Source organism: Mycolicibacterium fluoranthenivorans (genome assembly GCF_011758805.1).
Classification (GTDB): Bacteria; Actinomycetota; Actinomycetes; order Mycobacteriales; family Mycobacteriaceae; genus Mycobacterium; species Mycobacterium fluoranthenivorans.
Genome location: NZ_JAANOW010000002.1, coordinates 366,001 through 379,495, shown reverse-complemented (window position 1 = coordinate 379,495; position 13,495 = coordinate 366,001). Strand labels below are relative to the sequence as shown.

The window sequence follows — 13,495 nt, the reverse complement described above, 5'->3', positions numbered from 1 at the left end:
CTGCCGTCGTTATTCGGCTTCTTACAACGATTTTGGGTGGTCGCGCTGGTCGCGGTGACCCTGCTGGCAGCGGCGACGGTGGTCGGCCGATTGCGGACGTTCTTCGACTCAGACCTACCCTTTGTGGCCGGATCGGAGCGCGTGGACGCCATCGTGCCCTTCAACACCAAACGCGTGACCTATGAGGTCGTCGGGCCCGCGACGACAACCGGCCAGGTGAGCTATCTGGACGCCACGGGCACGACCAGGGAGGCGACCTTCAGCGCATTGCCGTGGTCGGTGAGCGTCAGCACCACCGATCCCGGGGTCTTGGCCAATGTGGTGGCCCAGGGCGACAGCGGGTCCCTCGGCTGCCGCATCCTGGTCAACGACAAGGTGGTCGTCGAGCAGCACGCGCAGGGCCGCGACGCCCAGGCATTCTGTCTGGACAAAGCCGCATGAGCGACAACTCCACGCACACATTCGTCCCCCGGATGATCCGGGTGGGCGCCGTGCCCATCATCCTGATCTGGGTTGCCATCACCGCGGCATTGAATCTGCTTCTCCCGCAGGTCGAATCGGTGAGCAAACACAACGCGGTATCCATGTCACCCCAGGACGCGCCCTCGGTCATCGCGGCCAAGAAGATGGGGAAGAAATTCCAAGAGTCCAGCTCTGACAGCATCGCAATGGTCGTGCTCACCGGCGACCAACCGTTGGGCGATAGTGCACACCAGTACTACGACTCGTTGATCGGCAAATTCGAACAGGACACCCGCCACGTCGAGCACGTCCAGAATTTCTGGGGTGATCTGATCACCGCGGCCGGGGTACAGAGCAGCGACGGCAAGGCGGCCTACGTCCAGCTCAACCTCGCCGGCGACCAGGGCAGCACACTGGGCAACCAATCGGTGGAAGCGGTGCGCGACATCGTCGACCACACCCCTGCGCCACCCGGCCTGCACGCCTACGTCACCGGCCCGGCACCACTGACCACCGACTCGCTGGAGACCGGTGACAAGAGCATGGTCAAGATGACCGTGGTCACCATGGCAGTCATCACGGTCATGTTGCTGATGGTCTACCGGTCGATCAGCACGGTCCTGCTCATCCTGGCCATTGTCGGCATCGAGATGGGTTCCGCGCGTGGCGCGGTCGCCCTGCTCGGCCACTTCCGCATCATCGACTTCTCGACATTCTCGGTTCCGTTGTTGACGGCGTTGGCGATCGCCGCGGGAACCGACTATGCGATCTTCCTCATCGGTCGATACCAGGAGGCTCGCCAGAACGGTCAAGAACGGGAATCCGCCTACTACAGCGCCTTTCACGGTGTCGCTCACGTCATCCTGGGCTCCGGGCTGACCATCGCGGGCGCCATGCTCTGCCTGCGGTTGACGCGCCTGGCCTATTTCAAGTCACTGGCCTACCCCTCGGCGATCGCCTTGGTCGTCGTGGTCGCGGCGTCCCTCACCGTCGCGCCGGCGATTCTGGTGGTGGCCGGCCGGTTCGGCTTGTTCGACCCGAAACGCAAGATGAAGACCAAGGGCTGGCGGCGGATCGGGACCGCGACGGTCCGCTGGCCGAAACCGATCCTCGCCGTCGCGACCTCGATCGCCGTTCTGGGTCTGCTCGCGATGATCGGCTACAAGACGAGCTACAACGATCGCTATTACATCCCCGCCGACGTCCCGGCGAATGTCGGGTACACCGCGGCCGAAAAGCACTTCAGTGCAGCGCGACTCAACCCCGACATCATGATGATCGACTCCGATCACGATATGCGCAATCCCACCGACATGATCGTGCTCGACAGAATTGCCAAGGCGTTGTTCCGAGTCCGTGGCATCGCCATGGTGCAGAGCATCACCCGGCCGCTGGGCTCGCCTATCGCGCACAGTTCCATCCCCTACCAGGTCAGCATGCAGTCGGTACCGATCACCCAGAACCTGCAGTTCCTCAAGCAGCGCGTGGATGACATCGACAAGATGTCCGGCGACCTGGGCGCGATGGTCACGTCCATGACACGGATGTACGACGTGGTGCGCCAGTTCTCCGAGGCCACCCACCGTACGGTCGACAGCACACACCACATGGTCGACGACGCGGCCACGCTCAAGACGTCGGTCGACACGATGCGCGATCATCTGGCCGATTTCGATGATTCGGTGCGGCCGGTTCGCAACTACTTCTACTGGGAACCGAACTGTTTCAACATCCCGGCATGCTGGGGTGTTCGGTCGGCCTTCGACGCCATCGACGGCGTCTCCACGCTCAGCGACAACATGGCCAAGCTGCTCACCGATATGCACGATGTGACCGGCGGCATGGACGAGATCGATGCTCTGACACCGCAGATGGTCGCTCAGTTCCCACCGATCATCGCGACGGCGAGCACCATGCAGCAGACCCTGCAGACCATCCACAGCAGCTTCGCCGGACTCATCGACCAGATGCAGCAGATGACCGACACCGCCACTGCCATGGGCCAGGCCTTCGACGCCTCCAAGAGCGACGACTACTTCTACCTGCCTCCGGAAGTCTTCGCCAACCCCGACTTCCAGAAGGGACTGAAGCTGTTCCTGTCCCCCGACGGCAAGGCCGCCCGGCTCATCATCACCCATGACGTCGATCCGGCCACCGAACAGGGCATCTCGACCGTCGACGACGAACTCGTCGCGGCCCACGAGGCCGTCAAGGGCACCGCCCTGGCCACCGCGGACATCACGCTGACCGGCACCGCGGCGACCTACCGAGACATCCAGTCCGGCGCGAAGTACGACACCATGATCGCCGCGTTCGCGGCGCTGACGCTCATCTTCCTGGTCATGATCGTCATCACCAGGGCCATCGTGGCGTCACTGGTGATCGTCGGCACCATCGTCTTGTCGCTCGGCGCGGCATTCGGCTTGTCGGTGCTGATCTGGGAACGAGTGGTGGGCATCGAACTGAACTGGATCGTGCTCGCCTTCGCCGTGATCATCCTGATGGCCGTCGGCAGCGACTACAACCTGCTGCTCGTCTCGCGGTTCAAGGAGGAGATCGGCGCGGGCATCAAGACCGGCATCATCCGGTCCATGGGCAGCACCGGCAGCGTCGTGACCGCGGCCGGCCTGGTGTTCGCGTTCACCATGGGCTCGATGGTGTCCGGCGACCTGCTCAACGTCGGCCAGGGCGGTACCACCATCGGTATCGGCCTGTTGCTCGACACCCTGATCGTGCGGTCACTGATGACACCATCCATCGCAGCCCTGCTCGGCCCGTGGTTCTGGTGGCCGCTGCGCGTCCGCCAGCGGCCGGTATACCGGCCGCCGGGCCAGCTCGCGACGACGGCGCCGGCACCGACTGGAGACGACGCTGTTGCGTCCGAGGCCAACTGACCCGCCAACGGGTCATGCCGCCAACCCGCAGTCGGTCTGTGATTCACCAGTCATCGCGCCCGATTTGATACCCCTAGGGGTATACATTGGGTGTGTATTCACCGAACCTTAGGAGGGCTCACAGTGACCGCACCAGAGGCACCCGCTCCCGTTGCCGGCCTACCGCGCATCGGCGAAGCGGCCCCGGCCTTCACCGCAGTAACGACGCAGGGCACGCTCGACTTTCCCGCCGATTACGCCGGCAAGTGGGTGATCTTCTTCTCCCATCCCGCCGACTTCACTCCTGTGTGCACAAGCGAATTCATGACCTTCGCATCCATGCAACAGGAGTTCGCGGCCTACAACACCGCGCTGGTCGGCCTGTCGGTCGACGGGCTCTACAGCCACATCGCCTGGTTACGCACGATCAAGGAGAAGATCACCTTCCGAGACATGAAGGACGTCGAAGTCACGTTCCCGCTCATCGAGGACGTGTCGATGACGATCGCCCAGAAGTACGGAATGATCATGCCGGGCGAGGACTCGACCAAGGCGGTGCGAGCCGTCTTCGTCATCGACCCCGAAGGTACGATCCGGACCGTCATCTACTACCCGCTCAGTCTCGGCCGCAACTTCGACGAGCTGCTTCGCGTCGTCAAGGCCCTGCAGACCGCAGACCACTTCGAGGTCGCCACACCAGCCGACTGGCGCCCGGGCGAGCCGGTCATCGTGCCTACCGCAGGCTCCTGCGGCACCGCCGCCGAGCGGATGTCCGAACCAGTCGAAGGGTTACATTGCGAAGACTGGTTCTTCTGCACCAAAGAGATCCCCGCCGAAGACATCGAGGCGGCAATCCGAGTGAAAGGTAACTCATGATGAATGTCGTAGACGTTGATCCGATCGGAGCGATGGGTCTCGTCGGCGGGTCCGGCGCCATTCTGCTCGACGTTCGCGAGGACGATGAATGGACGGCCGGACATGCGCCCGGTGCCGTCCATGTCCGACTCGGCGACCTCGACACGCACGTATTCGACACCACCACACCGATCGTCGCGGTGTGCCGCTCGGGCGGCAGATCCCGTTCTGCTTCCATGAAACTCGCGGCGACCGGGGTGACCGTCTACAACCTCGCCGGCGGTATGACGGCCTGGCAGAAGACCGGGCAACCGGTGATTCGCGACGACGGCACGGCCGGTACCGTCATCTGATCGGCAACGCTGTCGTGCCGCCCGCCCGCCGAAAGCCGTTCGGGCTCAGCTGAGGACGCGTTCCAGAAATGCGTCCGTACCCTGCTTCCAGGCGATGACGAAATTTCCGACGTCATCGCGACTGATGGCCAGGCTGGGGCAGAACCAGTCCCCGCCGTCTTCGGCGAAGAAGTGTGGTGAGCCGACCACACCGCGGGCGCGTCCCTCGGCCCAGTCGGCGTGGACCGCGGCGGCGGTGTCCTGCCCGTCGAGCACGTCCAGGCCGAAGCCGTCGGCAATCGGTTCGATGACGTCAAGCCGCCCGATGTCGAGGCCCTCCTCGAACACCGCGTTGCGCAGCGCGAGGCCGACCTCCTCGACCACCGCGGGATCACCGGTGCGATCCGCCGCGGCCGTCAGCGCGAACGCGGCCATCGATGTCGTCGGGAAGGTCTCGACAGAGAAGCCCGCGAACAGGTCCGGGCGCACCGATGCGCGCAGCGCCACGATCTCCGCGGCGATGTGGTGTGGGTCGAGCGGGTTCCCGTTGACCAGTTCGAGCGGCCAGGCCCGAATGCGCAGCCGAGGTTCGGTGCGGCCGCGTCGAGTGCGCTGCTCGACCAGTGTGCGCAGCCCGACGTGGGTGAACGGACAAAGGACGTCGGCGAATACCTCCACGGTGTGCATAGCGGCGACGGTACCCGGCCGACCACCAGGCCGTCGATGGCATCTCGCAGTTCCCCACGTCGTCGATCGCCGCCCGGTTAGACTCGTCCGGCGCAAACCGCACGACGTCACCGGGTTCCCGGGCGTCACCACACGAGAGGCGGCGGTACCTGATGTTGCGGCGCAGGCCACCATTGCGGACGATCGGAACCGACCCGGACTACAGGTTCACCCTCGCCAACGAGCGGACATTTCTGGCGTGGGTACGCACGGGATTGGCGCTGCTCGCGGGCGCGGTCGCGTTGGCCAGCTTCGTGCACGATTTCGGTCCGCGGCCATTGCGGGTCTCGATCACCGGATTTCTGTTGATCATGTCGCTGGCCGTTACGATCGGCGCCTATGTGAGGTGGGACCGCACCGAGCGTGCGTTGCGTGAAAATCGCTCGCTGCCAACGGATCCACTTCCCAAGATCATGGTCGCAGGCGTGGCCATCATCATCGCGGGAGCGGCCGCGATGATCTTCCTGGCCGAAACCGGCACATGACGGACTCCGAACTCGTGGACGTCGGCGCGCAAGCCGAGCGCACCGCGCTCGCCTGGCAGCGCACCGGAATCGGGGCGATCGCCGTCGGCGCGTTGCTGATGCGCGAGCACTTGCACCAGCACCGCCTGCCATCGTGGCCCGCATTGCTGCTCACAGCGGTCGCCGCCATCGGCGTCGTGATCCTCGTCCCGCAACGGTATCGCCGGGTGGTGGGCAACGTCCGGACCGGACGCACGCCGCTGTCCCGCATGATGGTGCCCGGCGTGACATTGGTGCTGGTGCTCGTGACGATCGGTGTCGGCGCCGAGTTACTGCTCGCCTGAAGACGACCCGTTGGCGACTGCGCGCCATCAGTGAAACAGTTGGCCCGCTTGACCATTCCCCGTCACGTCGGCTGACCCTCGCGAGCGTCGGCGAAGTCGCAGAAGGCGGCGTAGGCACGCGCGCCGTAAATGGTGGCCGGCCCGCCGTGCATCATGATGCTGACACCGATGACCTCAGCCGCCTCTTGCTTGGTGGCACCCGCGCGAACCGCACCTCGCGCATGCGAAGCGATACACCCGTCGCAGCCCTCGACGACGCCGATCACCATCGCGATCAGTTCCTTGATCTTCGCATCGATTGCGCCGCTACCCAGCGACGCCCGACTCAGCGCACCGAAGCCGTCGTAGACCTCGGGAATCATCTGCCGCAGTGCGCGATGCTGCGGCTTCAGCTCATCGAGCACAACGGAGGGGTGATCATGATCTGTCATGCGCCCCAACATAGGCGCACGGGGCAGGAAGCAGCAGAGCATTATGACCCTGGTGTGGTCCCCGGACTGGATCCACACTGGGAGGGTGGACAGCGTCGATTCGCAACCCGAGAAGAGGGCGACCACATGACCGCCAGGACAGTGGGCGGGGGAACCTCAGAGGCACCATTACCCACGTCGCCGCTGCTCGAGAGAATCCGGCGCGGGGTGATCGGCGATGACGCCGTCCTCGACGGACCCTACGGTCGCCGGCGGATCACCTACGCTGACTACACAGCCTCGGGGCGGTCGCTGGATTTCGTCGAAGACTTCATCCGCGAGCGCGTCTTGCCGCTTTACGCCAACACCCATACCGAAAGCTCCGGAACCGGTCTGCAGACCTCGCTGTTGCGGGAAGACGCCCGCCGGATCATCCACGATGCGGTCGGCTGCACCGAGGACGACCTGGTGATCTTCTGCGGGTCCGGGGCAACGGCGGCGGTGAACAAGCTGATCGACATCCTCGAACTGCGCGTTCCGTCCACGCTGGCCCAGCACTACCGCTGGGACGAACAAATTCCCACCGAGGAACGACCGGTGGTCTTCATCGGCCCCTACGAACACCACTCCAACGAGCTGCCCTGGCGGGAGTCCATCGCGGACCTGGTGGTGATCGACGAAGACGCCGACGGCCACATCGACCTGAGCCAACTCGAGCAACGGCTCATCCAATACCAGGATCGTCGACTGCGCATCGGCAGCTTCTCCGCCGCCTCCAACGTCACCGGGGTGCTATCAGACACCGACCGGATCGCCGCACTGCTACACGAACACGGCGCGCTGTCCTTCTGGGACTACGCCGCTGCCGGCCCGTACGTCCCGATCAGGATGCGGGACAGCGCATTCAACCGCGGTGATCACAAGGACGCGATCTTCGTGTCTCCGCACAAGTTCGTCGGTGGGCCTCAAACCCCCGGAGTCCTGGTGGTGCGCCGTGAACTGGTACGCAATGCCGTGCCCACTGCGCCAGGGGGCGGAACGGTGGCATTCGTGGACGCAACCGAACATCGCTACCTCGATGACCCCATCGCCCGCGAGGAGGGCGGTACCCCGGCCATTGTCGAGTCAATCAGGGCTGGAATGGTTTTCGCACTCAAGGAGGCGGTGGGTACCGACCTGATCGAGAAGCGCGAACAGGGACTGTGGTGCCGGGCGTTGGATCGCTGGCAGACCGACCCGCGCATCGAAATCCTCGGACACCCCGATGCGCAACGACTGTCCATCGTCTCGTTTCGAATTCGTTCTGGCGCCGGGCGATACCTACACCACAACTTCGTCGTAGCCGTGCTCAACGACCTGTTCGGGATTCAAGCCCGCGGCGGCTGCTCCTGCGCCGGCCCCTACGGGCACCGGCTCCTGACCATCGACACTCAACATTCCCGCGCCTACCGCGACGAAATCGCGCTGGGGTGTGAGGGAATCAAACCCGGCTGGACCCGAATCAACTTCAACTACTTCATTTCCGAGACCGTCCGAGAGTACTTGATCGAGGCCGTCGAACTGATTGCCCGGTACGGCCACCGACTGCTGCCCGATTATGTCTTCCATCCGGACACGGGCCTCTGGCGCCACCGGAACGGTCCGGCTCGGCCCCCGCTTCGACTCACCGACGTCGTCTACGACGATGCGGGCACCTTGCGGTGCCCGTCCGAAAGCGGCACTCTCGGCGTGGAGTACCTCACTGATCACCTCAGGGAGGCCCGGGCCCTGCTCGACACCCGCCCCGACGAAATAGCAGACGGCATCACCAATCTGCCCGCACACTTCGAATCACTGCGCTGGTTCCCGCTCCCCCAGCAGTGCCTTCTGGCCGATCAGTGAACCCCAGAGCCGACCGGCCGAACTTTTCGACCCCGTCAACAAACGCCACGGTGATTGGCTGACCCACCCAACTCGCCTGGCAGGGCGCGTCGAGAACCCGGAATCGAGTCGTAGTGCTCACTGATTGGGGACCAAGGACCCCATCACTGCGGCGCGGCGATTACCTAACGTCAGGGGCAGGCCGGACGACTCGTCGGTCATAACCTGCGTCAGTTGGCGGGGTTGAGCACCTCTAGAAGGAGACGCCGATGGCGCCACATGATCAGCACCTCGGAATAGTTGTTGGCGTCGATGGGTCGGCGTCTTCGACCGCGGCGGTCGAATGGGCCGCTCGAGACGCCGCGATGCGCAACGTCGCGCTGAGGTTGGTGCACGCGGTCCCCCCAGGTTGGTGGCCACTGACGGTAACTCCCGAAATGTCGCAAGACCATGCCCGCCAAACCATTCAGGACGCCCACAAGGTTGCCGTCGAGGCCGCCGCCGGAAGGGGAGACCTGCAGATAGACAGCGAGATAGTCGAAGCCCCCATCGTGCCCGCACTGGTCAACCTCTCGACAGAGGCCGACATGGTCGTGGTCGGTTGCCGGGGCCAGGGCGCGGTGGCCCGTGCCTTGCTGGGATCAGTCAGCTCCAACCTCGTGCACCACGCGCATTGCCCGGTCGCCGTCATCCACGATGAGGATCCGCCCACCACAACGTCATCTCAGGCACCCGTCGTCGTCGGTATCGACGGCTCGCCGGTATCAGAATTGGCCACCGAAATCGCCTTCGACGAAGCCTCCCGCCGCGGCGTGGGACTGGTCGCGCTGCACGCCTGGAGTGACATGGGCCCTCTGGACTTCGGGGCGTTCGGTCGGGCGCCGATCGAATGGGCAAACTTCAAGGTCAGTGAAGAGGAGACCCTGGCCGAACGGCTTGCGGGATGGCGCGAACGGTATCCAGATGTCAGCGTGCACCCGATCGTGGTCAGCGATCGACCAACACCCCGGCTGCTCGAACAAGCGGAGACGGCTCAGCTTGTCGTGGTCGGCAGCCACGGCCGCGGCGGATTCGCGGGCATGCTGCTGGGCTCGGTCAGTGGGGCAATCGTGAACGCCGCGCAGATCCCTGTGATCGTCGCCAGAATGCCTCGATAGCGTCGCGCAACAACGGGATCGACGCGGAGCCAGCAGGGCAAGACATGGCCGCACGACGTCCGAACGTCGAGTTGTCGTCGGTGATCGGCGGCAACTCGACGTTCGGAGAACGAGACGTCAGAGGATGTAGAGCATCTCCTGGTACGTCGGCAGCGGCCAGAGGTCGTCGGCCACCACACCTTCCAGCGTGTCCGCGGCGGCGCGCACCGCGTCCATCAACGGGAGCAGGCTCTGCGCGTGGGCGGCGTGCTCGGCCGCCGACTCGCCACCGTGCTCGCCCATCGCCGTCTTGAGCGCCGCGAGCGCAGCGGTCAGCTCGGAGATCGGGGCCGAAACCGACTGCAGCAGCGTGAGATCGGGCTCGAGGCCGGCGGCCTTGAGCGTCGCGACGTTCGAGGCCAACTCCGTCTGGTAACGGATGGCTGCGGGCAGGACCACCGTCGAGCCGACCTCAAGCGTGAGCTTGGCCTCGACGTTGACGGTCAGCACATATGTCTCGTACCGGACCTCGACGCGGCTGTGCAACTCGCGGTCGTTGAAGACGCCGTACTTCTCGAAGACCTCGATGGCTTCCGGCTTGATCAGTTCGGGGATGGCGTCGATCGTGGTCTTGAGGTTCGGCAGGCCACGCTCGGCCGCCTCGATCTGCCAGTTGTCCGAGTACCCGTCACCGTTGAACACCACCGCGCCGTGCTCGGTGATGATCTCGGTGAGCAGCGTCTGCACCGCGGTGTCGAACTCCTCGCCGGCGGCGACCGCGGTTTCCAGCTTCGTGGCCATGTAGTCCAGCGAGTCGGCCATGATCGTGTTGAGGATGATCATCGGCACGTTGATGGTCTGGCCCGAGCCCGGTGCGCGGAACTCGAACCGGTTGCCGGTGAAGGCGAACGGGCTGGTGCGGTTGCGGTCGCCCGGATCGGTCGGCAGCACCGGCAGCGTGTCGACGCCGATGATCATGCTGCCCTTGCCCTTCGACGACGTGGCCGCGCCCTTGGCGATCTGCTCGAACACGTCGGCGAGCTGGTCGCCGAGGAAGATCGAGATGATCGCCGGCGGGGCCTCGTTGGCACCGAGCCGGTGGTCGTTGGTGGCCGAGGCCACCGAGACCCGCAGCAGGCCGGCGAACTTGTGCACGGCGCGGATGACCGCGGCACAGAAGACCAGGAACTGGGCGTTCTCGTGCGGGGTGTCACCCGGCACCAGCAGGCTGCCGAACTGGGCGTTGCCCAGGGAGAAGTTCACGTGCTTGCCCGACCCGTTGACGCCGGCGAACGGCTTCTCGTGGAACAAGCACTCCATGCCGTGCTTCTTGGCGATGGTTTTGAAGGTCGTCATCAAGAGCTGCTGATGGTCGGCGGCGATGTTGGCCCGCTCGAACATCGGAGCGATCTCGAACTGGCCTGGTGCCACCTCGTTGTGCCGGGTCTTGGCCGGGATGCCGAGCTTGAACAGCTCACGCTCGGTATCCATCATGAAGCCCAGCACCCGGTCCGGGATGGCGCCGAAATAGTGGTCGTCGAACTCCTGGCCCTTGGGCGGCTTGGCGCCGAACAGCGTGCGGCCCGCATTGATCAGGTCCGGACGGGCCAGGAAGAAGTGCCGGTCGACCAGGAAGTACTCCTGCTCGGGGCCGCAGAACGACACGATGTGGTCGAAATCCTTGTGCCCGAACAACTTCAGGATGCGCTCGGCTTGGGCGCCCATGGCCTGCTGGCTGCGCAGCAGCGGCGTCTTGTAGTCCAGGGCCTCGCCGGTCATCGAGACGAAGACCGTCGGGATGCACAGCGTGTTGCCGTTCGGGTTCTCCAGGATGTACGCCGGGCTGGTGACGTCCCAGCCGGTGTAGCCGCGCGCCTCGAAGGTGCTGCGCAGGCCGCCCGAGGGGAAGCTGGATGCGTCGGGCTCGCCCTGGATCAGCGTCTTACCGGCGAACTCGGCCAGGGTCTGGCCGTCGGAAACCGGCTCCAGGAAGCTGTCGTGCTTCTCGGCGGTCAGCCCCGTCATCGGGTAGAAGACGTGCGCGTAGTGGGTGGCGCCCTTGGACAGCGCCCAGTCCTTCATCACCGAGGCGACGGAGTCAGCCACCGCGGGATCCAGCTTGGCGCCCTTCTCGATGGTCGCCACCACGGACTTGTACACCGACTTCGGCAGCCGCAACCGCATCTCGGCCAGCGTGAAGACGTTCGAACCGAAGATCTCGCCGGGTTCTTCGGTGGGGTCGAAGCTGAAGGCCGGGGGCTCGTAGGCCTCGACGCTGGTGATCGCCTTCAGGCGTGCCGCATTACCGCTCAATGGAGTTCCTATCGCCGCTCGTGCATGACCGACCCACGGTAGGAAGATTCGATGGCGGAATTGTTACGTGCGCGTCAAGGACGCGATTTAGATGTAACAGGTGGACGGGCACTCTGCGCTCAACCTGCTCGCGAGTCACTCTGATCTACTGCTTCACTTCGGTTTCTTTGACCACAAACTCGCGGGTTTTGTCGGTGTTCGCACATATGTTCGATATATGCACAAGGGAGCGGTCGAGGCGGTGGCCGCGTTACATGCTGCCTACCAAGCCTTCGCCGCCAGCGACTTCGAGGCGCTCACCCACGCCGAGTTGATGGCGGTCTTGGACGAGTACGAGACACTCACATGCCGGCTTCCCTCCCAGATGCATCGCATGCTGGCGCAATTGCAGGCCGATACCACCCCAGGAGAACTGGGCGCGGCGACGTGGAACTCTGTGTTGCGGATCCGCTGGCGCCTTTCCACCGCCGAGGCCGGCCGCCGGTTGGCAGCGGCCGCCGACCTGGGACCGCGCCGTTCGCTGACGGGTGAAACGCTGCAGCCGGCGTTGGCCGCCGTCGCGGCCGCTCAGGCCGCCGGGCTCATCAACGGCGGCCACGTCGACGTCCTACGGGATGTCATCGATCGCCTGCCGGGATTCGTCGACGCGACCACCCGGGAACAGTTCGAGATGGATATGGTGCGCATAGCCACCGGCGTGGGCCCCAAAGAACTCAAAGACACCGCCGAACTGCGCTTGTTCCTGCTCGATCAGGACGGACCTCTACCAGACGACGCCGAACGCGAACGCAAGCGTGGGGTCGTGTTCGGCAAGCAGGGCCGCGACGCGATGAGGTCGGTGACGGGCGATTTGAATCCCGAGGCGTCAGTCGTATGGGAGGTGCTGTTCGCCAAATTCGCGGCGCAGGGGATGTGCAACCCCGCGGACGGCGAACCGTGCATCTCCGGCACCCCGACGCAAGCCCAGATCGACAACGACCACCGCACCCTGGCCCAGCGTCAGCACGACGCCATGATCGTCATCGGCCGGATGGCGTTGATGAGCGGTGATCTCGGCCAGCTCAACGGATTACCCGTGTCGGTGATCATCCGGACCACCTTGCAGGATCTGGAATCGCGCGCCGGGATCGGCGTCTCTGGTGGCGGCACAAAGATTCCGGTCAAGGACGTCATCCGGATGGCCTCACATGCCAACCATCACCTGGCCGTCTTCGACAAGGCCACCGGATCGGCCCTCGCCCTGTTCCGTGCCCGCCGGACCGCGTCACGGGCCCAACGGATCATGCTCATCGCGCGTGACGGCGGCTGTACCAAACCGGGTTGCACCGTCGGCGCCTACGGCAGCGAAGCGCATCACGCGGTGGCTGATTGGGCACACGGCGGCAACACCAACGTGGACGACATGGCGCTGGCGTGTGGGCCCGACAATCGCATGGTGCACCGCGACGGGGGCTACACCACCACCATCAACGGTCGCGGCGAGGTCGAATGGCAGGCGCCGCCGTGGCTCGACAACGGCCAACAGCGGATCAACTATGCGCATCGGCCCGAACTGCTCCTGAGACCCGTCGAGGAGGAACCGCAATCTCCGCGCGGACGGACGGCGGCGCCCACAACGGGAGGCAGCAAGCCAGGGCTTGCCGAGCACGACACCGACCACGCCGACGGCGGCACGGGAACGCGCGGACCCTGAGTGGGCGGCCCGCCTGGCCCGCGGGCC

General features: G+C 65.0%; 12 protein-coding genes. 9 read left to right on the top strand and 3 right to left on the bottom strand.

Features of this window, described 5'->3' with window-relative positions:
• Positions 1–36 precede the first annotated feature (36 nt).
• From FHU31_RS19865 to FHU31_RS19850, 4 genes are all read left to right on the top strand, one after another.
• Positions 37–441: an MmpS family transport accessory protein gene (locus FHU31_RS19865; RefSeq protein WP_263987780.1), complete on the top strand. Its 405-nt coding sequence runs from the start codon at positions 37–39 to the stop codon at positions 439–441.
• Complete coding sequence (locus tag FHU31_RS19860) at positions 438–3,356, top strand: MMPL/RND family transporter (protein WP_167161746.1); 2,919 nt, start codon at positions 438–440, stop codon at positions 3,354–3,356. The genes FHU31_RS19865 and FHU31_RS19860 overlap by 4 nt, the downstream gene beginning before the upstream one ends.
• A gap of 123 nt (positions 3,357–3,479) precedes the next feature.
• The gene (locus FHU31_RS19855) at positions 3,480–4,211 is read left to right on the top strand and encodes a peroxiredoxin (protein WP_167161744.1); all 732 of its coding nucleotides are present in this window, start codon (positions 3,480–3,482) and stop codon (positions 4,209–4,211) included.
• Positions 4,208–4,543, top strand: a complete 336-nt coding sequence (locus tag FHU31_RS19850; protein ID WP_337789559.1) for a rhodanese-like domain-containing protein — start codon at positions 4,208–4,210, stop codon at positions 4,541–4,543. Before FHU31_RS19855 ends, FHU31_RS19850 begins: the two co-directional genes overlap by 4 nt.
• Positions 4,544–4,588: 45 nt before the next feature.
• Here the strand turns inward: FHU31_RS19850 and FHU31_RS19845 are convergent, their stop codons facing one another.
• A complete protein-coding gene (locus FHU31_RS19845) occupies positions 4,589–5,209 on the bottom strand; it encodes a DsbA family oxidoreductase (RefSeq protein WP_167161742.1) in 621 nt (206 codons plus the stop codon).
• A gap of 254 nt (positions 5,210–5,463) precedes the next feature.
• On the opposite strand from FHU31_RS19845, the gene FHU31_RS19840 reads away from it, so the two are divergent.
• Positions 5,464–5,733, top strand: coding sequence for a DUF202 domain-containing protein (locus FHU31_RS19840; RefSeq protein ID WP_234901533.1), 270 nt, complete (start codon positions 5,464–5,466; stop codon positions 5,731–5,733).
• Positions 5,730–6,056, top strand: coding sequence for a DUF202 domain-containing protein (locus tag FHU31_RS19835; protein ID WP_167161738.1), 327 nt, complete (start codon positions 5,730–5,732; stop codon positions 6,054–6,056). Before FHU31_RS19840 ends, FHU31_RS19835 begins: the two co-directional genes overlap by 4 nt.
• A gap of 62 nt (positions 6,057–6,118) precedes the next feature.
• On the opposite strand, the gene FHU31_RS19830 is transcribed toward FHU31_RS19835, so the two are convergent.
• Positions 6,119–6,487: a carboxymuconolactone decarboxylase family protein gene (locus FHU31_RS19830; RefSeq protein ID WP_167161736.1), complete on the bottom strand. Its 369-nt coding sequence runs from the start codon at positions 6,485–6,487 to the stop codon at positions 6,119–6,121.
• 126 nt (positions 6,488–6,613) lie between these two features.
• Between FHU31_RS19830 and FHU31_RS19825 the strand changes: the two genes are divergently transcribed.
• Both FHU31_RS19825 and FHU31_RS19820 read left to right on the top strand, forming a co-directional pair.
• On the top strand, positions 6,614–8,347 hold the full coding sequence (locus FHU31_RS19825; RefSeq protein ID WP_167161734.1) for an aminotransferase class V-fold PLP-dependent enzyme: 1,734 nt from the start codon (positions 6,614–6,616) through the stop codon (positions 8,345–8,347).
• A 248-nt stretch (positions 8,348–8,595) separates the two neighbouring features.
• Complete coding sequence (locus tag FHU31_RS19820; protein ID WP_167161732.1) at positions 8,596–9,483, top strand: universal stress protein; 888 nt, start codon at positions 8,596–8,598, stop codon at positions 9,481–9,483.
• Positions 9,484–9,600: 117 nt separating this feature from the next.
• Here the strand turns inward: FHU31_RS19820 and FHU31_RS19815 are convergent, their stop codons facing one another.
• Complete coding sequence (locus FHU31_RS19815) at positions 9,601–11,775, bottom strand: glutamine synthetase III family protein (RefSeq protein ID WP_167161730.1); 2,175 nt, start codon at positions 11,773–11,775, stop codon at positions 9,601–9,603.
• Positions 11,776–11,992: 217 nt separating this feature from the next.
• Here FHU31_RS19815 and FHU31_RS19810 point away from each other — a divergent pair, with 217 nt between their 5' ends.
• Positions 11,993–13,468, top strand: a complete 1,476-nt coding sequence (locus tag FHU31_RS19810; protein ID WP_167161728.1) for an HNH endonuclease signature motif containing protein — start codon at positions 11,993–11,995, stop codon at positions 13,466–13,468.
• The last annotated feature ends 27 nt before the right edge of the window (positions 13,469–13,495 follow it).

Coding starts and splice junctions, on each gene's coding strand:
- FHU31_RS19825 (WP_167161734.1), top strand. CDS start 6,614: ATGACCGCCAGGACAGTGGGCGGGGGAACCTCAGAGGCACCATTACCC.
- FHU31_RS19860 (WP_167161746.1), top strand. CDS start 438: ATGAGCGACAACTCCACGCACACATTCGTCCCCCGGATGATCCGGGTG.
- FHU31_RS19850 (WP_337789559.1), top strand. CDS start 4,208: ATGATGAATGTCGTAGACGTTGATCCGATCGGAGCGATGGGTCTCGTC.
- FHU31_RS19845 (WP_167161742.1), bottom strand. CDS start 5,209: ATGCACACCGTGGAGGTATTCGCCGACGTCCTTTGTCCGTTCACCCAC.
- FHU31_RS19830 (WP_167161736.1), bottom strand. CDS start 6,487: ATGACAGATCATGATCACCCCTCCGTTGTGCTCGATGAGCTGAAGCCG.
- FHU31_RS19820 (WP_167161732.1), top strand. CDS start 8,596: ATGGCGCCACATGATCAGCACCTCGGAATAGTTGTTGGCGTCGATGGG.
- FHU31_RS19810 (WP_167161728.1), top strand. CDS start 11,993: ATGCACAAGGGAGCGGTCGAGGCGGTGGCCGCGTTACATGCTGCCTAC.
- FHU31_RS19835 (WP_167161738.1), top strand. CDS start 5,730: ATGACGGACTCCGAACTCGTGGACGTCGGCGCGCAAGCCGAGCGCACC.